We start from the raw sequence: 21467 nt of genomic DNA, 5'->3' as shown, positions 1-21467 counted from the left end.
TGGAGAACTGTGCGGTACAAATTTATTCAGCACCAGTCCCGCGAGAAGAAGGCTCCAATGATAGCTTCAACACCCGCAGCTTCTGCAAGAAAAGAAGCCAGAAAGACCATAGCCAGGACAAAAATATATTGAGAAATACTATCGTCATAATGCTTGAAAAACCAACGTATAATAATGGGGAAAACCGCAAAAACAATAGCTACGAAAACTATAGTCGACAAGCCCAGTTGTAACCAGAAGGCAGAGGATACATCTTCTTTCGTCATTCCAGCGACACCAGCCAGAATTAACAACGCAAGAATATCTGTGATCATAGTCCCGCCTACCGTCAAGCTAATCGCCCTGTTGCGGATCACACCATATTTACTGGCTATAGGATAAGACACCAAAGTATGTGTAGAAAACATACTGGCCAGCAATAAAGAAGATAAAAAACTATAGCCCAACACATAGTAACTGGCAATTGTGCCTACTGTCAATGGAAATATGAAGGTAAGCAAGCCAAATACCAGGATACGCTTCCTGTTCTTTTTAAATTCTGCAAGGTCAATCTCCAATCCAGCCAGGAACATAATATATAGCAGACCCACCGTGCCAAACAACACAATGCTACTATCCCTTTTTAGTAAATTTAAGCCATATGGACCAACAAGAACTCCAGCTATGATTAGCCCTATAATATGAGGAACTTTTATTTTATTAAAGATGATCGGTGCAAATAAGATGATAAATAGCACCAGAGAAAAGATAATAACAGGATTATGCAGTGGTAAGGTAAAATCTAAAGAAGATAATAATATCATAAGCAATTGGTTTGAAAAGTTATTTTAACTTCTCTGCAGTTAATGAGTACACTATTTTACAGTCTTTTTGAACGATCTCTCTTTTTCCGTCCATCCGGTTATTAGATATCTTCAGCATCGCACTGATCATAACACCTGAATTTTGTTGTTCGTCGATGATGTGCAGCAAATGGTCTTTATAAGTACCCACATAAATACGGGTCAATACTTTTCCCGAATATGCTTTAACTACAATAGTATTGCCGTTGTAACTAAAATTCCATTGCTCCGTTTTAGTATCTCCGAGGGCAGAACCTTCACACGTAGTTTCAATACAACTCATCTTAACAGCCCATTTGCCTATGATCAAAGGTTTTTTTACACCAACAAAATCTATTTGTTTTTTAGCACTATCCAGAGATTGCTTTGTATACTCCAACTGCTGCTCTTTCATCTTCAGGCGTTGTCCCCATAAAATGAGCTGTTGTTCTTTTTTTACAATTTCCGCTTGTTGTGCTTTGATCTTTTTTTCCCGTTCATTCAGCCCGCAGCTTTGCAAAAAAACAATCAAAATGAGCAGTAGAATTGAAATCTTCCTCATAAGTATCCGGAGTTAAAATTGGCTTCTAATCTCGCTAACTTACAAAAAAATGCTTTTTTAAGGATGGAATCTGAATCTAATGTCGCAATTCACCCATTTATTGTCGTGTTGACACAGTATATTTTTCTATCCATAAATGTAATTTTGATAAACAAAACTAAGATTATGAAAACCTCTATTTATCCTTGTCTAACCCTTAAAGGAAAAGTCGCTGAGGCAGCAGACTTTTACATTGCTACTTTTGGCGACGGGAAGATTACCCAAACCTCCCCTTTTGTAATTAGCATCTCATTAAGCGGAGAAAAATTCATGTTATTGAACGACGGCCCAACCTCATTACCAAACCCATCAATTTCGTTCATGGTGATTAGTGAGACCGCGGATGAAACCGAGGCTTATTGGCATAAAATTATTGAAGGCGGCAGCAGTCTAATGGAGTTGGGCAGTTATCCCTGGAGTCCAAAATATGGATGGGTACAGGATAAATTTGGTGTTTCATGGCAGCTATATACTGGAAGTAAAGCAGATACGCCTCAGAAATTCTGTCCTACACTGATGTTTACAGGCAAACAGTCGGGAAAAGCTGCCGAAGCAATGGCTTTTTATACTAACCTGTATCCTCGTTCGGGGATAAACGGAATCATGAAATATGCTGAAGGAGAAGGTGACAACACGGATTATGTAAAACATGGACAGTTTAAAATAAAGGACTATATCACTATGGCAATGGACAGTTCCTTCGAGCACGGCTTTGGCTTCAATGATGCCATATCATTTGTAGTAGAATGTGAGGACCAGGCGGAAATTGATAAATACTGGGACACACTTACTTTCAATGGTGGTCGGGAAATTCAATGTGGATGGCTGGTAGACAAATATGGTCTGAGCTGGCAGATCATTCCGAAGGTACTTATGGAATTAGTTAAAGATCCAGAGCGTGCACAACGCGTGATGGGAGCTTTAATGAAAATGAAAAAGCTCATCGTAGTCAATCTGGAAAATGCCTAATAAGGTGTTTACACTAAACAGGGAGTATATACGCTTTATACCCGGTTAATTACCGTGTATACTCCCTTGATAAGCCTTGTCATAAGCTTGTATTTACCTGGTTAGCTACTTACCTGCTAATAATAGGCTAAATAAATGGGGTTAATTCTACATATCGCCAGTGGTATCTGACTTCTTTCTTGATATTTTGGCTTGCTTTATATTTTGAAGGTGTACTGCAGCATCAATAGAGTGTGATGTATGAATGTCACGGTCTTCTTCTGCGATGTCAGAAAGCTTTTGGTAATATTTGTGCAGCACGTCCAATTCAGATTCACTTAAATCTTCAATATCCACCATTCTGTTGCTAGCATGTCTGCTCGCTGCGATTAGTTCATTAAGTTTCAATTGTATAGCTTTTGAATCCTTATTTTGCGACTTCTGAATCAGAAAGACCATTAGAAAGGTGATAATAGTAGTACCAGTATTGATCACCAGCTGCCAGGTGTCAGAATAGTTGAAGACCGGACCTGATAGGATCCAGACAATGACAATACAAAATGCTACGCAAAACGCCACAGGACTTCCCGTCCAGGTCGTAATTTTAGTTGATGCTTTTTCAAAAAAATTATCGTTTTTGCTTTTCATAACGAATTAGTAATTATTGATTCTATAATTAAAGAACAATGATAGTAACAAAATGCACAATGATTTGTTTATTCATAAAATTACCTCGTATGGACACGCCAATTTACTGGATTTTTATACTCGCATTGCCTGTAGCCTGTGTAGCATGGACAATAACTAAGGAAGAAGTATTCAAAGAACCCCGTGAATTTTGTATCTCAAGATCCAAAAACTGCGGAAATATCCTGCAGAGGAAATTCTTTTACCTGTTTACCTGCGAGTATTGTTTTAGTCATTATGTGACGCTTTTACTAATGATTATGACAAAATACACCCTGCTTTATCATGACTGGAGGGGCTATATCATAGCGGGTTTTTCAATCGTTTGGATAGCAAACGTCTATATGAGCATTTATAACCTGATCCGAATAGATCTTAAAAAAGAAAAGATCATTGCGCAAAAAGAACAGGACGAATTGGATAGAAACAAGGTATAATGCATTTATCGAATTCGTCCTGTATAAGAATTTATGTTTTTGCTTTCTCGTAGTTATTGTCTCCGTTTCTTACTTTCTTTGTGGTTTCCAGCACAATAACAAATGGTGTTGCTCCCTTAGTTTTATTGAGGTGAATAAAATATTCATTGGCATGGATTTCTTCAACCTTCAAAGTTTCAGATGGACTGGCCAATTGGTATGATTTTGCTATAGCTGTACCTGCAGGTAATTTTACCCGATAAGTTCCTGAAATTGGTGTGTTAAAAATGATCATATTTATCTTATCAGTTCCTTTCTTTTTAGTGAAATAACCCCAATCTTGTTTTTCCAGACCGGCGTAGGTGCTACTGTAGATTGCGTCTCCATTAGTTTTCATCCAGTTTCCAATTTCTGAAGCAAGTTTCTTTTCTTCAAGCCTAATTGATCCATCTCCCGTAGGTCCAAAGTTCAGTACAAAGTTACCGCCTAAGGATACAGATTTTGCGGTCATTTCAATCAGCTCATTGCTGGTTTTTATGTGTCCTTTCCAAGCTTTATTATATCCCCACTGATTTTCAGGAACGGTCATTACACAGTCCCAGTCATTGCCATGCACGTCTTCTATCTTGTTCGGCAGTTTTCTTTCCCAACCTTGTTCATAATCCCCCATCAAATCACCGTTACTATCAAAATGCCTGCTGCCATTTTCGTCTGCTCTGAATCGGCTGCCAATGATCAAACCCGGACGTAGTGCCCTTAATTCTTTTTCCAGACTATCGGTAAAACCGTCTTGCTTCATCCAGGCGGGATCCCATGTACCATCAAACCAAAGACCTTTAGCTTTGGGATAATTCGTCAGCAATTCAACCAGTTGGTTCCTCGTAAATTTTTTAAATTCTTCATACTTATCTTTTTTCTCTTTAGATGAGAATGGATTATAGGTTTTCCAGCTTTCTACAGTAAACGGATTTGGCTTCGCATTACCAGCTTGATATCCGGGGTGATTCCAATCGATAATAGAAAAATAAAGATAAACATCTATGCCCTGTGCATCATAGGCGTCTACAACTTCTTTAACCACATCCTTCTTAAAGGGACTGTTTTTTATCGTGTAACTGGTGTATTTACTTGGCCACATACAAAACCCGTCGTGATGCTTTGTAGTGAATATAACATACTTTGCTCCCATCTGCTTTGCTTCTATGGCCCATTGCTTTGCATCAAATTTTATAGGATCAAATTTGTAGATCAGAGAGTCATAAGTAGATTTCGGAATTCCATTCCAGGAACGGATCCACTCTGCAGCGCCATTGTATTGTTTTCCATTCCATTCACCACCGGGAATCGCGTATAAACCCCAGTGTATGAACTGTCCAAGCCCGTAACTGCGCCATCTTTCCATTATCGCGTCATCACGCTTTCCAATACGGTGACTGCCGTATTTCAGTTCTACTTTTTCAGTTTTCTTTTGCTGTCCTAATACAGCAATGGATTGCGCCAGGAATAGCATTCCTAAGGCGATCGTAATTGATCTCTTCATTTGTTAAATTGTGTGTTTTAAAATGAGGGGACTTGAAAGCCCCCTCATGGTATTATTGATTAATTATTGACATTTAAAAAGGAGGATATGGATATGGCCATGGGGTAATCGAGATCAACCCTTCGTCTGGACCACCAGATCCATCCCCATCTACAGGAAGCGTTAACGCCATGGTATAAATCTGGATACCGTCACTAAAATAGCAGTATCCTTCATAGGCCGACATTTCGTAGCCACCATGCGTACCGGAAAAAGTATTGATCTGAGTAGCAAATGTATATCCGGGATCTGTTACATCTATTACCTGGATCCCTTGATCCGCAGTAAGATATACAAACAAAGTAAACACTTTACTGTCAGTAGCGGTTATCTCGTATTCCTTTAAAACAGTAGTTTGAGCTTTAACATCAGTTGAAATTGCAAAATTGAATGCAGCAATTAAGCTGAATAATAAGATTGTCTTTTTCATCATTATCAAGATTAAGGGTTAGTTATAAGCTACTTTTACTGAGGAAACGACATCATTAAATCCACCACTCAGACAACTGTTGCCACCAGTGTACACTGCAGAGGCACCACCGAAATTATCATCCTTGTAAATGGTTACTTTCAAACCATATGGAATTTTAAAGGACGATAAATCATTATTTACTAATCCCAGTGTGCCCATTTGCGATTGTGTATAGGTGCCAATTGGCAATGTTGCCGTCCAGCCGCCATAACTGCAATGCTGATAAAACTGTATTGAATTTGGAAACTGTGGCACATCACTTACAAAACTGAAGTTATACGTATAAGTAACAACGGTACCATTCTGACAAACCAATTTGATTTTCAATTCATAGGGTGTATTTCCTTTTACCTGAAGATCGCCTACAGGCAGTGCAACATTGAAACTGTCGGTAGGTGTGACCGATGATCGGAATGCATTGGCATTGTAATCTTTATTTACTCCTGTTCCCTCATTGTTTACATTTGGATCCAGGAAGTAAAGCACATTTGTTACGGGACTGCTACTGGTAAATTTACCCCTTACGTAAATATTTCCATCGTAGGGATTCGGATTGCCATAGGTTTTTAATGTGGTAGTCACTGCGCCATAAAAAGTAGCCGACGTAGTTGGTTGAAATACTTCACAAGTGTTCAGCACCGCACAATCTGCTTCCGTCATGAATGTTGCCGAACGTCCATAAGTGGTATTACCTGCTCCCATTAAAGAAGTACCTAGCGTACCCGCCTGCGAAACACGTTGCTTGTTATGCGGTAAACCTAGTCCATGCCCCAACTCATGCAGCATACCTGCCATTAGGTTGGATGTTGTAGTTGCCAGATTCGCCACATCAAGTCCGTTGTAGTCCACAGCAAAACAGTTACGTCCTACCCCATAAAAAGGCGTACTACCACCGTCTGTTCTTAAAGGCATGATGATCAGACTATGCTGACTGCTGAACTCTGAAGCATGTGTTGCTTTGTAAGCATTTACTTCTGTAAGCACCGTACTTCCGCTAGTCGAATAACCATAATTGGCTTGTCCGTACTGTCCCATGATGGTAATAATGTTTACATTGCCGGTAGTGTCATTGATGGACAATCCAAAGGTCTTTGTGCCATAACCATTCCGGTCCATCTCTCCTGCCACAAAATCCTGAAAGTTGAACAGCAGATCACTGATCCTGGTTTTATAATTAGCCAGTGCAGGATTGTCATTCGGAATGAAGTAAATTACATTCAGATTACGGCTGTTTGTCACGGGCGAACTAAGTGTACTTTTTTCGCCTGGCGGCTTTCTTGAAGAAGCCTCCTCCTGGTTGGTAACAGGCTTCTTACATGCTGTAAAAAACAGACTGCAACACATCAGTTTAACTGCGAGAATAGGGATGATTGTTTTTTTCATGTTGTTTTGGTTTTATTAGGTTTGATATTTAATTGGTTGCGTTTTAGATTACCAGCCAGGATTTTGAATTAAACTGCCTTTACCTTTTAAAACTTCAGCTAGTGGCAATGGTGCCAGATACATTCTGGTATTGAAAGCAGGTGATAGCACGGTGATAGAACTATAAGCAAATTTTCCGTCCAATTGCTTTAAAATGCTGGTACCGGTTACTGTCTGATTTTCTACCACTTCGGCTATCTTCCAACGGCGGCAGTCATAATACCAGTGACCTTCCTGAAAAAGCTCTATGCGGTATTCATTTTGGATCAATGAACGAAGATTATCTTTGGAAATACCAGTAGCGATTCCATACCTGTTATTAGATCCCGGTTCTATACCTGCACGTTTTCTGATCATGTTTACGTAGGTCACAGCCAACTCTGTCTGGTTCATCTCATTCAATGCTTCTGCATAGCCCAAGATCATTTCTGCCAACCGGATCACCGGATATGCGCGTTGTACCGATAAACTGGCATAAGGAGATTCGGTATTGCACATTTTACGGGTATAATAACCTGTTCTGGTATAATACTGTTCGATCCTGTCGGCAGCAGGTATTGGAGCTCCTGTAGGACTGGGATTTGCAGTATAATAGATATCTACTGGCTGCATTGCGGTTGTGGTTCTGTTGGCAAGCAGCGCCTGATTGAAAATGATTGAATAGTTGAAACGCGGGTCGCGGTTTACGTAGGGATTTTCAGGATTATACGGATAAGCAGAAGATGCATCGGTAATTGCCTTTCCATCTTTCATACCGAAGGCCTTCACCAGATTTTCTGAGGGATTACTGAAAGTAAGCGCCTGAGAAGTTCTGCTTCTCGGAAGCCAGAAAGTCTCCAGATCCTTTCCATTGGCGATGTTATACACGTAAATATATTCAGTATTTTTTCGTCCGTTGATGAACATGTTGTAAAAACCAAAACCCGGCTTCGTCGTATTGTCTTCTACTAAAGCATAATCTGTATTATCTACAACCTGCTTTAAAGCATCAGCAGCTTTTTGCCATAAGGTTTCATCCTTGGTTACCGAGTAGGCTATCAGCGGAGCTACATTGGCAATGGTTGATGCTGGACTTCCGTTAAACAAAGGACTTGCAGCAGTAAGCAATACCCTGGCTTTAACTGCCTTACAAGCTCCTGACGTAGCCCGCCCATAGTCTGCAGAAACAAGCTGTGATGCTGGCAGCAATACTGCAGCAGCGTCATCTAATTCTTTGACGATATAATCAACACACTCCTTGTAAGTATTTCTCTTATACTCATAAGCAGGCAAATCATCGATTGCTTCATCTCCCATTAACTGGACTCCGCCATAAAGTCTGACCAAAGCAAAGTAATACCAGGCCCTTAAAAATTTTGCTTCGGCGATAGCCAGTGTTTTCCTTCCGTTAGATATAGGTGTTTTAGAGATGTTTTTCAGGAAAATATTCGCATTTCTTATTTTCTTATAATAAGTTGTATAGAAAATATTCATGTAATGTGAATCTGGAGTCTGAGTTCCTCCAATAAAGGTAGCTTGTGGACTGGAGCCATATCCGGCAGCTACATTGGTAGTCAGCGTCTCAAAATTGTCATTCATTGTTCCGAAATAAGTACTTGTATAGGGTACAATATCCATCCCCGTGAAAGCATACAAATCCGATAGAAATCCAAGCGTACTGGCACTGTCTGCAAATACTTTTTCTTCAGTAAGTGGTTCAATTTTAGGGTCTAGAAACCCTCCCTTTTTACAAGATTGAAATGCCATAACGCCGCAGCATAAAGCAATCAGTATATATTTATTTTTCATCTTTATATTTTTTAAAAGTGATGAAGTGATCATGTTCATTAGCGTTCAATTATAATCCCACCTGTATACCAAAATTGATAATACGTTGCTGTGGATATTCACCAGCAGATGAACTTACTGCAGATTCAGGATCTATAAACACAGGCAAAGCGGTATATACCAAGCCCATATTGTATCCGTTTGAATACACGCGAATGTTATTCAGCCCCAACTTCTTACTGAAGCTCACCGGCAGTTTATAACCCATCTCAAAGTTCTTCCAGCGTATGTAATCCCCACTTTTATACCAGAATGAAGAAGCAGCTGTATTGTGCGCTGAGCCTGACAAATCAGGGAATATTGCATCTTGCGCATTGAATGGTGTCCATCTACCCAGGTTATAAGGTATAGACTGTCTATCCGGACGCTGATAACCAATGATGCCACGCTGAATATTGATGATATAATCAAAGGATCCCTGAAATAGCGTGCTGATATCAAACCCCTTGTAAGAAAATCCAAAACTTAGGCCCGCAGTATAAGTTGGCTGATTATTGCCGATATATTCTTGATCGTAGTTATCAATTACTCCATCGTTATTCAAATCTGCAAACTTCAATGAACCCAATTGCAACGTATTCAACGGGGTGGTTCCACTGATGCGTGGTAAGGTGTATAGCTCAGCAAGATTTTGGTAAAATCCTGTGCTGGTGTACTGGAACACACCACCTACCGGGCGGCCTGTTCTTTCCTGCCAAGGATACAAATAGTCAGGATCATTTCTGTACAACACTTTATTTTGTGCGTAGGTCACATTGGCATTACCGAAGAAAGAGAGATTTGAATTAATTTTATCACGGTAAGTTACATTTACTTCGTATCCTCTGTTACTCACAATACCCAGGTTATACTGTGGTACACCAGCACCAAAACTTCCGGCCAAAGTACCCGGTGTAGTCAGGATATCCTTTCTTTTCTTATAGAAATAATCTGCCTCAATTTTCAGTTTCGATTTAAACATGTTGAACTCCAGTCCAATATTGGCATCACTCTGAACTTCCCAAGTGATTTCTGTATTGGCTAAAGTTGGCTCTACAGTGCCATTTGAAGCTGTTGGTGCCTCTCCGAACATGTAAGATCTTCCAGATGGATAGGTATAGGCCTTTACGTAAGAATAGATACTTGAGCCAATGTTTTCATTACCTGTAATACCATAAGATGCTCTTATTTTCATGAAATCTATGAAACTAATATTGTTTTTGAAAAAAGGCTCTTCACTGATATTCCAACCTATGCTTCCAGCGGGGAATAACTGGTATTTTTTGCTGGATTCAAATTTATCTGAGCCGTTATAACCCGCACTGATATCCAGCAGATATTTGTTTTTGTAGGCATAGTTCAATTTGCTGGCAATACCACGAATATTGGCAGGTATGGTTGCATTTGAGGAACTGGTAGTCTGATTTAAAAGGGCTAATGCCGTGATGTTGTGATCACCAAAATTCCTGGCATAATTTAGACTGGCTTGTAGGTTAACCAATCTGCTGGTACCTGTAGCTCCACCTTGTCTAATCAGATAACCCATCCTTGGTACATTAGGATTCCAAGGTTCAAAAGCTTTGGTCGTAGGATTAAATGCATAGGCAAGTATCTCCAGATTAGTACCGCTTCCGCTCCGGCGCAAAAGCCTGTTGAATCCATAATCACTGGCAAAAGAAACCAATGCATTTGCAGATAATCCCGGGGTAATAAAATCAAGTTTTTGCTTTGCCTGGGTAACCAGATTGATATTGTTAGTATAAGACCGTGTGTAACCAGAGTATTTTAAATTTGCTATCGGATTAGGTTTTATACCACTAGGATTACTACTGGTTGCCAGTTGACCATCCGGTGTGTATACGGGATAACTGAATGATGAGAGCTCACCGTTCCACAAATACTGAAAAGTAGTACCACCATTATTCCAATCTTTGTCAAATGGTTCATTCGTGATTCCAAACCTACCTGACAGATCCAGACGTATATGGAGATCTTTAGTCGGATCAATATCTACATTTGACCTAAAGTTGTACCTGTTGTAAAAGTAATTTGTCTCATAGCCCTGATCCTTTGAAAAATCCTTAAATATCCCCCCCTGGTCTATATAACCTAAGGACACAAAATATTTTGCAATTTTAGAGCCACCGCTGATATCGAAGTTGATGCGGGTCTGCAAGCTTACATCTTTCAATACCTCGTCCCACCAGTTTACGTTTGGATAATTATAAGGATCATCATTTAACCTGTAATGTTCCAGATTATTACCGGAAAAGAATTGAGGTGCGACGGTTGCAGGATCTACAAATGTGTTAGTGAGGCGTTCCCTATACAGAGACAGCGTCGTATAACCGTCATTGACTTTAGGCCTTTGAGTTGGCATTTGAATACCGGTTTCGCTACGTACTGATAATAGTGGCTTGCCTGATTCACCTCTTCTTGTCCTAACGATCAATACACCATTTGCTCCCCTCACCCCATAAATAGCAGTAGTAGATGCATCTTTTAGTATCGTTACGCTTTCTACCTCATTTGGATCAATCTGGTTAACCTGATCAATCGTAAATTCGATATCATCAACAATGATTAAAGGATTCGATCCACCTGCATAAGTACTGACACCACGAATCTGGAAAGCAGCGCCATCTCTCCCTGGCTGTCCGCTCCGTTGTTGTGAGAAAAATCCAGGTAAGCGCCCGGCCAGTGAATTTTGCAAACTTGCACTCGGGCTCTGACGGATCTCAGTACCTGTAATTGAGCTTGTGGCGCCTGTATTAGTTAGTTTTGAGGCTTTCTGACCAAATCCGAGTACCACCACCTCTTCCAGTCCTTTTACATCGTCTTCAAGTACTACATTGATTTTAGTTTTACCTTTCAGACTAATTTCCTGTGTTAAATATCCTACCAGTTTGAAAACTAGGATTTCGCTGCTACTGTTTAGTGTGAGCTTAAAATTCCCCCTGTTATCTGAATTTGTACCATTGGTATTCTGATCTTTTTCAAAAATAGATACTCCTGGTATCGGACCTGCATTATCAGAAACAGTACCGGTTATTGTACGGCCAGACTGTCCCATTGCAGATGAACATGCAATAAAGATCAGGACCGCCATGTATATAATTTTTTTCATATTTAATTTCTTAAATCGTTACCAATTAGGATTTTGGATCATTGATGGATTAGCTACCACCTCGTTAAATGGAATCGGAAACAGGTACATCTTTGAAACATCAAATTTTACTGGTATTACAGGCACCATATTGTAGGTAACTGTTGTTCCTGACAAAGTGCCTTTAACACCATTTAACGTTCCGTTGAGTACTGTACCAGCGATTTTCCAGCGTCTGATGTCCCAGAAACGCTGTTCTTCAAATGCCATTTCAACCCTTCTTTCATTTCGGATTCGCTCTTTCATTGCCGCCGGTGTAAGTCCCGCAGGCAATGCTGGCATATTTACCCGTGCCCTGATATCATTGATCGCTTTATAAACTGATGCATCTGCCCCAACCGCTTCATTCTGTGCTTCAGCATAGTTCAGTAACACCTCTGCATACCTAATAATCGGAAACACGTGGTTGGTATTAGCAAAACTCGTAGCACTTGCATTACTGGTCATGAATTTACGCATGTAATAACCTGTACGGGTCTCGCCATTATTGGTATTACCAAAGCCCAAAGGACGATCCAGACCTCCGTCATAAGTCTGTACTTTACGGGTAAGCCAATAGAGTCCGTCAAACGTGACTGTACCCACCAAACGTGGATCCCTGTTGTAATACGGTGTATTACTGTTGTAATCGGTACTCGACTCTGAAATTGTCTTTCCACTGTACATTTCGAAAGCATTTACCAGTTCCTGTGTTGGATTAGTTTTTCCTGAACCACTTCTGGCATAACCAATAGGATCATTGGCGCTTTCCACGGTCTGATTGGTCGTACTCATGTAAGGTAGAATGATCTCGTTGTTGCTGGCGGTAGAAAAAATACTCAGGAATTTGTTCACAGAGGTTACATAGGTGCTTAGATTAGCTGAACTTGTGATTCCCGCCAACGTAGTTGTCGTATAATGCGCCGTCGTAGCTGCATCATTTAGCTTATAAGTAAATTTGTTTGCTGCTACACTATCAATGATATCTTTAGCCGCCTTTGCTGCTGCAGCCCATTTTGACAAGTCATTATTTGGGTTGTTTAGCGGACTTGCAGCATATAATAATACTCTCGCCTTTAAAGCCATTGCAGCTCCTCTGCTGAAACGTCCGTAAAAGGTCGCTGAAAATGTTCCGGTCGCATTGGGTGATAATAGAAGAGGCATTACAGCATCTAACTCTGAAGTGATGTAAGTCACGCATTCCTGGTAAGAGTTTCTTGGAACTTGAATTTTTTCATTCACAGCAAATACCTTATCACCAATTAAAGGTACACCGCCCCATCTTTTCAATAGTTCAAAATAAAACATGGCCCGCAAGGCTCTTGCTTCTGCTTTCCAACGCTCTTTATATCCTTTTAAACTGGCTTTTAAATTTACCCTGTCTACCTTGTTCAGGAAAATATTTACTTTCCTGATATTGCTGTAATTTGCATCCCATACATTGTCAGGAAGTACGGTGGAATTGATTGCTCCTGTTGAGAAATACTGAATGTTGTCCAGAATGTTATTAGGCACAGCATCATCAGAACCTGCATCCAGAATATTATTTCCAATCCGGTTGAAACCTTTTGGAAGACCGGAGTAAATGTTGTTTAGGTATTGGTCTGAATAAGTTCCCAGGGAATCTGCAGGGTTAAAGATCCTGTCCTCATCGATAAATTCTAGAGGACCATCTTCTATCATCTTTTTACACCCTGTTGCTGTAAACATCAGTGCTACTACGATTAAAATATAATATCTTTTCATCATCTTATTTTGATTAAAGTCTTAAGGAAATACCACCGTTAATGATGCGTTGATTCGAAAAACCTGACAGTTGAGATTCAGGATCGAAATAATCAAGATCAGTAACCGTAAACAGGTTATAGGCGTTAACAAAGAGTCTTAATTTGTTAATTTTTGCTTTGCCTAATAATTTAGCCGGGAAGCTATATCCCAGTTCTAAATTCTTCAGTCTCAAATAATCTGCATCCTTAATCCAAAAAGTAGAAGTTTGAGTATTGTTGGTATTTCCTCCCAAAGTCAGTCTGGGAAGAGTAGCATCAACATTATTTTCAGTGGTCCAGCGGTTTTCGGTGCTATAGTCGAGCACATATCCCGTACCATTTGAAAAAGCGGACATAGATGATGGACTAAGGGTAACCTGCCGGTTTACGATACCTTGCAATAAGCCAGTCAGGTCAAAATTCTTATAGCTGAAACCGAAGTTAAAACCAAAGTAAATGCGTGGTTTTGTACTATTGATGAGTTTTTGATCAAGGAAATTGATGACACCGTCATTATTAAGGTCTTTGTATTTAAGATCACCAGGCTGTGGGTTATAACCAAGAATGCTTGGGGTATTACCTGAGTTTTCTCCCTGCTGATAAAAACCGACAGCTTCATAACCTCTGGTTTGTGTTACCGGAGCGCCTTTTTTATACAACCAGCTGTATGGCAAATTAGGCTCGTCATTGTCTACAATCTTGGATTGCTCTATGGATACATTAGCACCAAGTTCATAACCGAACTTAACCGCATTAGTTTTATTTCCATAATTTAAAGCAACTTCAAAACCAGAGAAATTTTGTTTTCCAATATTCTCATTAGGATAAGTCTGTCCAAATATCGCTGAGCTATAGCCCCCTCCTTTTTCCTGTAATAAATCGTAGTACCTATTGCTATAGTAAGTTAGGGAACTGTTTAATTTATTATTGAAAAATCCGGCTTCGAGACCAACATCGTATTTCCATGCTTTCTCCCAGGTTTGACCTACTGCAGCCACACCACTTTCAGATATACCACTTACGCTACCTAAACCTGTACCAAAAACATAACCTGTACTGCCAATAGTATAAGTCTGTAGATAGTTGTAATATCCGGGAGCTCCCCAGGCAGTCTGGCCTATCGTCCCGCGTAGTTTAAGAAAGCTGATCGCCCCTGATTTAAACCAATCTTCAGCACTGGTTACCCAGCCAAGTCCAAATGAAGGTAAAAAACCCCAGCGGTTGCCAGGCGCATACCTATTGAAAGCACTAAAATTGGCTACCGCTTCGGCAAGATATTTTCCTTTATAATTATACCTAGCTGTTAGCCCCGAATTTTGGTAAATCCGATTTAACTGTGTATAAGATTCTAAAATATTGTCATTATTATAACTGGCAAGTAAGCTGATACCATGGTCATTAAACTCTCTATCGTAGCCCAGCAGGAAGTTTGTATAAGTTTGTTTGAATTGTCCATCAATTGAATAGGATCCATTTGAAGCATCCAATACTCCGTCATTGCCCACTTTCGTAAAAGTTGTACCTGAACCAGTAGTCGTTGGATAGAAAATAGCAAACGTTTTCACACGAGAAGTTGTCTGTGCATAATAATTATTAATAGACAGTGTTCCCTGTGTCCATAACCCCTCTGTAATATCATCAAGCTTATACAACAACGTAGCATCAACATTTACTGTCCGGTTACTGGTGGTAATGTATCCCCTGTTGACTGTAGATCCAAGTATGTTATTGGAGATAGTAGCTGAACCGCCATAGGTACCATCTTGATTCTTTGGAGCATAAGCCAGTGGCGAAGTTGAGTAAATGCCGTTCATAATATTTGAAGAACCAGCTCCAGGTTGATTATTGGATTCAACTGATCCAAAGACATTTAAAGACAAGCTAATGTCTTCGTTAAAATTCATCTGCGCATTGGCGCGAACATTATATCTTTTATAAAAGTTATTGGTGTTATAAGTATTATCTGCATCGGTCAGGAAGTTCCCCTTGGAACTAAAGTTTTCAATACTCGCATAATATCTATAACTCTTGCTATTACCCATTACATCAATATTATACCGCTGCTGGCTACTTTGTTTTTTATAAACCAGATCATACCAATTGGTGCTGGGCTGTAAAAATTGATTATTTGTCCCATTTTGATAGGCTGCTATAGTTGTTGCATCATAAAAGGGTGTTGCATTTGGACTGGTATTCTTCTGAGCCTCATTGTAAAGCCTCGCATAATTGGCACCGGTGATGAAATTAGGTGTATTTAAATGCTGTAGATTTCCGTACTGGGCTGTAAAATTTAATTCAAACGGTTTATTTTCAGCCCGGTCTTTGGTAGTAATATAAACCACTCCATTTGATGATCTCAATCCAAACATTGCTGTAGATAAAGCATCCTTCATCACCGTAATGCTTTTGATGTCATTCGCGTTGAAACTCGTAAAAGACCTGATGACCCCATCAATTACAATTAAAGGTGTCTTTCCTCTTAGGCCAAAACTCGCTGCATCACTACCAGGAGCAGCTGAAGATTGTAATGTATACAAGCCAGGCAGCCTTCCTGCCATGACATTGGTGATGTCTGCAACAGGTGTAGTACTTATATTTTCCGAATATATAGTAGAAGTACCTCCCAGGTTTACCTGGCGGGAAGTTACTCCATTCCAAACGTTAACACCCCTTTTTATATAAGGGAGTTTGCCGTCCATTTTGTCTGCAGATAAGCTGTCTGCTGCAGTTGAAGCTTTTTGCTGGGCAATAGTATATGCAGGTACTACGCCGCAAAAGAGACTGTATGTTAGTCCCCGCTTTAGCAGCTTCGCAAAGGCACTGGTTTTATTTGATGTACTAATTTTAATCATTTTTTTTCTTTTAGCTGTAATACACTAATTATTATCGAAGTTGTCCACGCACTAGTCCATCGGTTTTCTGACTTGAACTTACTTGCATGTAAACAGATTCGCTTTGTAGTTTTTGTATGGTAACATCATCCAGATTGAGAATGCCGCTTATTTCACGCTGAGCATTGAATGAACCATTTTTCAAATCGAGCAATACAGCACCATTTTCCGTGGAACTGCCAGTATATAGTTTTGCGGAAGTAGCATTGTCGCCATTTTCAAAGGGTTTATCAAAATAGATATTGTAAGACAACTGCTTATTGTCCATAAGGTAAAGAATAGCAACAGCATGATCTGTTCTGCTTGATATAGCCGGAATTATATTAGAAGTGTTTAGATCTATTTTCCACTCTTTTTTTATAAAAATATCTGATTTAAATACATCCTTCTTGCATGAAATCAATGTGAGCATGATCACGACAACAAGTATATTCTTTATACTCATGTTAGTACTTTTCATTTTATTGGTTTGGTTAATTGTTAATGTTGATTTTTGCGAGAGATGATGGTTAGTTTTTCTTCATATGGTTGTGGTTTAGGTTAACAAATCTGTTGTTTGCTTCAAATTGATGGTTCTTTACGTTGTTAGTAATGAAATATTACATGTAAAATGCAAACGTTTTCATTAATCACACAACCATCACGATGATATATTTGGCTTAACCAAAACTCAGATATTATTCAACTAAAAAAGATGAAAATCTTAAAATAAGAGATAGACAGGATTAAATTTACCATGAAAATGTTACATTTATTCGAAGATTATAAAACGCTCTTTTAACTTGTAATAAATTATCAAGCAGGTGAAAAAAGAACTGATTGTATTCTACTTTCTATTTATCTTATTACTTCAAAAAAAGGGCTTTGCGCAACACGATATTTCTTTCGGCAATCTAACCCTGGAGCAGGGACTTTCGCAAAATTCTGTTGTTAGTATCGGCCAAGACAAAAATCAATTTATGTGGTTTGGGACCAGACATGGCCTGAACAGATACGATGGTTCCCAATTTAAAATTTATACCAACAACCCTAAAAATGCCAATAGTATCTCCAATAATATTATAGAATCCATATTTACCGACTCTAAAGGAACACTTTGGCTGGGAACATCAAGCGGGTTGAATAAATATGACAGTAAAAACGATAACTTTATCCGAATTACGACTAAAAACAATGGGCTGAGCAATGACATCATCAATTGTATTTACGAAGATTGGGACAAAAATCTATGGATTGGTACAGACAGCGGCCTTAACCTGCTGATCAATAGGAAAAAGAATATCTTTAAGAAATTCTATTTTAAAGATGATGGCAATAACCCTCGACTGAATTCCATCTATAGTATATTAAGAGATAAAGATGGCACCATTTGGATTGGATCGAACAGCGGGCTAATCAAAATGAACATCACAAAAGAAGGAAAAACACTTGCCCAGGTATTCAGGAAAACACATAATGTCGGCAGCATCAGCTCTGATTACATCGCAGACATCGCAAGAGACCATGATAATAATCTATGGATAGCAACAGATAAGGGGGTAAATCTTTATAATCCCTGGAAAGGCTCTTTTCTAAATTATTCACATCAACAAGGCATTGCAAATTCGCTTATACATGATGATATCAGAGAAATTCTTGTCCACAAAAATGGAAATCTTTGGATAGGCACACAGGAAGGATTAAGTATTCTGGATCCTACAACTAAAACTTTCAGCAATTACAGACATAACCCAGACATCAATACCAGTCTAAGTCAAAACTCCATTCATAGTATGTTTCAAGATCTGAATGGAACAATATGGATCGGCAGCTTTTATGGTGGGATTGATTTGGTGTACCCCTATCCTGGTGCTTTTCATAATTACAGAGCAAGTGGTTTTGTACCTAGTATAAATAGCAATATAGTAAGAGCGATCGTTGAGGATAAGCAAAAAAATCTGTGGATAGGAACGGAAGGTGGAGGATTAAATTATTTCGACAGGAGAAATCGCAGATATTCACATTACAAGATGATACCCGGACATCAAAATGCCATGCCTTCCAATCTCGTAAAAAGCCTTTTTCATAATAGAAATGGTAAAATTTTCATAGGTATGCATGAGGGATTTATCAGTGTCTTTAATCCTGATACAAAAAGATTTGAACACATTACAAATACCGCTGACAAACTCGGAAACAAAGGCAATGCGGATATTATGACCTTAATGGAAGACAGTTGGGGTACCTTCTGGGTCGGTTCACGTGATGGTTTAAACAATATCGTTAGGACACCTGGAGGATTTGCAAAAAAAACCGTCAAAAGCGATCTGGAGAAACAATTGATTAATAAATATGTACAGACAGTCATTGAAGATTCATCGCGAAACATTTGGATTGGCACGGTAAAAGGCTTACACATATACAATCCAGCTACTCATAAAATGGAGGTCTTCCTCAAAAAAGAAGGAGATATAGATTGTCTGCAGTCTGACTACATCAACTGCATCATTCAGACTTCAAAAAACCAGTTCTGCATAGGAACTTACTTTGGTGGAGTCTCAGTATTTGATGTTGCAAATAGAAAGTTCAAAACATATACTGAAACTGACGGCCTGTGTAACAATAATGTGCTCGGTATGATTAAAGATGATGATGGCAATTTATGGATAAGTACGGATAATGGTTTATCTAAAATGAACCTGAAAACCGGCAGGTTTAATACTTATACGAAAAGCGACGGCCTGGCAGGTAATGACTTTAATATGAGGTCTTTTCTTAAAACGTCAGAAGGTGAATTCTTTTTTGGCGGGTACAATGGTTTAACTTCATTTTTTCCCAATCAGATTGAAGTAAACAATACTGTAAGCCCGATTACTTTTACCGGTCTTAAGCTTTTTAATGAGACCGTGCAGGTAGACAATACAAATATAATGATGAGGGAAAACATCATTTACAGTCCAAAACTTAAATTCAATCATGATCATAATAACTTTACGATCAGTTACGCCTTATTAAATTATATTAAACCTGATAAAAATAAATATTATTACAAGTTGGAAGGTTATGATAAGGATTGGATAAGTACTAGTTTACCTTATGCAACCTATACCAATCTTCCATCTGGAAATTACATTTTTAACGTAAAGGGGATCAACAATGACGGAACACCTGGTGGAAATCTCGCTACCATAGGAATCAATATGCTCCCCCCGTTCTGGGCCAGCTGGTGGGCATATCTTTTTTACTTTTTTCTTTTTTCAAGCATCTTATTTGTAACACTGCGGTACTTTTTCGTGAAAGCAATGTTAAAGAAATCTGAAAACCTTCAAAAAATGAAACTGAATTTCTTCACCTACGTGGCGCACGAAATACGCACTCCATTGACCTTAATACTGGGACCAATCGAACATCTTTTAAATACGTCCAAAAACTACCCGGAAATAAATAATCAAGTAATACCACTTAAGAATAACGCCGACCGGTTGATGAGGCTGGTAACAGAACTTATGGACTTCAGAAAGGCCGAAACCGGTCATCTTAAACTTCAGGTCAGCATTGGCGACTTAGTCGGTTTCTGCGATGAAATTTTTGTAGCCTTTAAAGACATGGCCGTCAGCAGGAATATAGAATACAACTTTATAACAGATCAAGAATCTACGGAACTTTATTTCGACAAAGGCCAGTTGGAAAAAGTACTCTTCAACTTGATCGCAAATGCTTTTAAATTTAGTAATAAAGGTGGAAAAGTAGAATTATCAATACATCAGACGAGCCAGGAAGTGGAAATCAGAATTACCGATAATGGCCAGGGTATTCCTTACGAAAGTCAAAATAAATTATTTAGCGACTATTTTCAGGTAGATGAACAAGAATCTAACCACATCGGATCTGGTATCGGCCTTGCACTTTCAAAGGGGATAATTGACGCCCATCATGGTAAAATTGAAATTGTAAGTACACCTGCCACTATAGAACAAAATGGTTATACCTGTTTTACCATTAAGTTGAAAACGGGAAAAGCTCATTTTAAAAAAGAGGAACTTCTGGAAGTTAAAGAAACTGCATCACTGCATAAGGTTTACCTGCAGCAGGATGCCCCTCCTATTTTTGTGAATCAGAATACAGACGTTGTGAAAAGTAACGAAATGATCCTGATCGTTGAAGACAATATTGAAATCATACAACTCCTTGTTGATGCGATAAGTCCGAATTATCAAATAGAGACCTGCATGAATGGTCTTAGCGGCCTAAAAATCGCTGTCGAGCTTTTACCTGATCTCATCATTTGCGATGTAATGATGCCTTTAATGGACGGATTAGAGCTATGTCATAAACTCAAAACAGATGAGCGGACAAGTCATATTCCAATTATATTGCTCACAGCACGTTCATCCTATGACCATCAGCTGGCGGGATACGAAACAGGAGCCGATGTCTATGTTACAAAGCCGTTTAGTATGGCACTGTTAAATCTAAGCATCAAAAATCTGTTGGCGGCAAGAGATACGATGAGAAAGAAATTCTCCCAGGAAATTAATCTGCAGCCCCAAAATGTCACAATTAATTCGACAGATCATGCATTCATTGATAGGACAATCAAGTATATTGAGAAACACATGGCCGACGAAAACTTTGGAGTTTTTGATCTGGCGAAAGAAATGGGAATGAGTCTGCCGATTTTATACAAAAAAATAAGAGCTATGACTGATCTCTCTGTAAATGATTTTGTGAAATCAATAAGGTTGAAAAGGGCATCACAGTTGCTAAAACAAAATGTATATACCATATCTGAAATTTCCTATATGGTAGGTTTTAATGATCCAAAATATTTTAGCAGGGAGTTCAAACGAGTCTATGGTGAAACGCCGAAGACATTTAGCAAAAGCTTAAGCTAACTTATGATACTTTTAGCCATAGCTTTGTAAAATCCTTTC

At 39.0% G+C, this 21467-nt stretch carries 14 protein-coding genes; 3 read left to right on the top strand and 11 right to left on the bottom strand.

Annotated features, from left to right (window positions below):
• Nucleotides 1–26: 26 nt before the first annotated feature.
• Both FA047_RS20980 and FA047_RS04675 read right to left on the bottom strand, forming a co-directional pair.
• Nucleotides 27–803, bottom strand: coding sequence for a cation:proton antiporter (locus tag FA047_RS20980; RefSeq protein WP_262709967.1), 777 nt, complete (start codon nt 801–803; stop codon nt 27–29).
• Between the two features lie 19 nt (nt 804–822).
• The gene (locus FA047_RS04675) at nt 823–1383 is read right to left on the bottom strand and encodes a hypothetical protein (protein WP_136834806.1); all 561 of its coding nucleotides are present in this window, start codon (nt 1381–1383) and stop codon (nt 823–825) included.
• Between the two features lie 165 nt (nt 1384–1548).
• Here FA047_RS04675 and FA047_RS04670 point away from each other — a divergent pair, with 165 nt between their 5' ends.
• Entirely contained in the window at nt 1549–2391 is an 843-nt protein-coding gene (locus tag FA047_RS04670) for a VOC family protein (protein WP_136834805.1), read from the top strand.
• Between the two features lie 147 nt (nt 2392–2538).
• On the opposite strand, the gene FA047_RS04665 is transcribed toward FA047_RS04670, so the two are convergent.
• The gene (locus FA047_RS04665; RefSeq protein ID WP_136834804.1) at nt 2539–3018 is read right to left on the bottom strand and encodes a low affinity iron permease family protein; all 480 of its coding nucleotides are present in this window, start codon (nt 3016–3018) and stop codon (nt 2539–2541) included.
• Nucleotides 3019–3107: 89 nt separating this feature from the next.
• On the opposite strand from FA047_RS04665, the gene FA047_RS04660 reads away from it, so the two are divergent.
• Entirely contained in the window at nt 3108–3494 is a 387-nt protein-coding gene (locus tag FA047_RS04660) for a hypothetical protein (protein WP_136834803.1), read from the top strand.
• A gap of 31 nt (nt 3495–3525) precedes the next feature.
• Here the strand turns inward: FA047_RS04660 and FA047_RS04655 are convergent, their stop codons facing one another.
• The 8 genes from FA047_RS04655 to FA047_RS04620 all read right to left on the bottom strand — a co-directional run bounded on the left by FA047_RS04655 (nt 3526) and on the right by FA047_RS04620 (nt 17014).
• The gene (locus FA047_RS04655) at nt 3526–5013 is read right to left on the bottom strand and encodes an alpha-L-fucosidase (RefSeq protein ID WP_136834802.1); all 1488 of its coding nucleotides are present in this window, start codon (nt 5011–5013) and stop codon (nt 3526–3528) included.
• A gap of 73 nt (nt 5014–5086) precedes the next feature.
• Nucleotides 5087–5485, bottom strand: a complete 399-nt coding sequence (locus tag FA047_RS04650; RefSeq protein WP_136834801.1) for a hypothetical protein — start codon at nt 5483–5485, stop codon at nt 5087–5089.
• 15 nt (nt 5486–5500) lie between these two features.
• Nucleotides 5501–6907, bottom strand: coding sequence for a hypothetical protein (locus tag FA047_RS04645; RefSeq protein ID WP_136834800.1), 1407 nt, complete (start codon nt 6905–6907; stop codon nt 5501–5503).
• 48 nt (nt 6908–6955) lie between these two features.
• On the bottom strand, nt 6956–8734 hold the full coding sequence (locus FA047_RS04640) for a RagB/SusD family nutrient uptake outer membrane protein (RefSeq protein ID WP_169304314.1): 1779 nt from the start codon (nt 8732–8734) through the stop codon (nt 6956–6958).
• A gap of 49 nt (nt 8735–8783) precedes the next feature.
• Nucleotides 8784–11879, bottom strand: coding sequence for a SusC/RagA family TonB-linked outer membrane protein (locus FA047_RS04635; RefSeq protein WP_136834798.1), 3096 nt, complete (start codon nt 11877–11879; stop codon nt 8784–8786).
• A gap of 18 nt (nt 11880–11897) precedes the next feature.
• Complete coding sequence (locus tag FA047_RS04630) at nt 11898–13646, bottom strand: RagB/SusD family nutrient uptake outer membrane protein (RefSeq protein WP_136834797.1); 1749 nt, start codon at nt 13644–13646, stop codon at nt 11898–11900.
• Between the two features lie 10 nt (nt 13647–13656).
• On the bottom strand, nt 13657–16515 hold the full coding sequence (locus FA047_RS04625) for a SusC/RagA family TonB-linked outer membrane protein (RefSeq protein ID WP_136834796.1): 2859 nt from the start codon (nt 16513–16515) through the stop codon (nt 13657–13659).
• Nucleotides 16516–16546: 31 nt separating this feature from the next.
• Nucleotides 16547–17014, bottom strand: a complete 468-nt coding sequence (locus FA047_RS04620; RefSeq protein ID WP_136834795.1) for a CHRD domain-containing protein — start codon at nt 17012–17014, stop codon at nt 16547–16549.
• Nucleotides 17015–17357: 343 nt separating this feature from the next.
• On the opposite strand from FA047_RS04620, the gene FA047_RS04615 reads away from it, so the two are divergent.
• Nucleotides 17358–21428, top strand: coding sequence for a hybrid sensor histidine kinase/response regulator transcription factor (locus tag FA047_RS04615; protein WP_136834794.1), 4071 nt, complete (start codon nt 17358–17360; stop codon nt 21426–21428).
• Nucleotides 21429–21467: the final 39 nt, after the last annotated feature.

Source organism: Pedobacter frigoris (genome assembly GCF_005116445.1).
GTDB classification, from domain to species: Bacteria; Bacteroidota; Bacteroidia; order Sphingobacteriales; family Sphingobacteriaceae; genus Pedobacter; species Pedobacter frigoris.
Note: the sequence above shows the minus strand (reverse complement) of the source record. Positions and strands in the feature narration are given on the sequence as shown.

Bases quoted from the DNA above. Each gene is read 5' to 3' on its own strand.
- FA047_RS20980 (WP_262709967.1), bottom strand. From the start codon at position 803: ATGATATTATTATCTTCTTTAGATTTTACCTTACCACTGCATAATCCT.
- FA047_RS04675 (WP_136834806.1), bottom strand. From the start codon at position 1,383: ATGAGGAAGATTTCAATTCTACTGCTCATTTTGATTGTTTTTTTGCAA.
- FA047_RS04670 (WP_136834805.1), top strand. From the start codon at position 1,549: ATGAAAACCTCTATTTATCCTTGTCTAACCCTTAAAGGAAAAGTCGCT.
- FA047_RS04665 (WP_136834804.1), bottom strand. From the start codon at position 3,018: ATGAAAAGCAAAAACGATAATTTTTTTGAAAAAGCATCAACTAAAATT.
- FA047_RS04660 (WP_136834803.1), top strand. From the start codon at position 3,108: ATGGACACGCCAATTTACTGGATTTTTATACTCGCATTGCCTGTAGCC.
- FA047_RS04655 (WP_136834802.1), bottom strand. From the start codon at position 5,013: ATGAAGAGATCAATTACGATCGCCTTAGGAATGCTATTCCTGGCGCAA.
- FA047_RS04650 (WP_136834801.1), bottom strand. From the start codon at position 5,485: ATGATGAAAAAGACAATCTTATTATTCAGCTTAATTGCTGCATTCAAT.
- FA047_RS04645 (WP_136834800.1), bottom strand. From the start codon at position 6,907: ATGAAAAAAACAATCATCCCTATTCTCGCAGTTAAACTGATGTGTTGC.
- FA047_RS04640 (WP_169304314.1), bottom strand. From the start codon at position 8,734: ATGAAAAATAAATATATACTGATTGCTTTATGCTGCGGCGTTATGGCA.
- FA047_RS04635 (WP_136834798.1), bottom strand. From the start codon at position 11,879: ATGAAAAAAATTATATACATGGCGGTCCTGATCTTTATTGCATGTTCA.
- FA047_RS04630 (WP_136834797.1), bottom strand. From the start codon at position 13,646: ATGATGAAAAGATATTATATTTTAATCGTAGTAGCACTGATGTTTACA.
- FA047_RS04625 (WP_136834796.1), bottom strand. From the start codon at position 16,515: ATGATTAAAATTAGTACATCAAATAAAACCAGTGCCTTTGCGAAGCTG.
- FA047_RS04620 (WP_136834795.1), bottom strand. From the start codon at position 17,014: ATGAAAAGTACTAACATGAGTATAAAGAATATACTTGTTGTCGTGATC.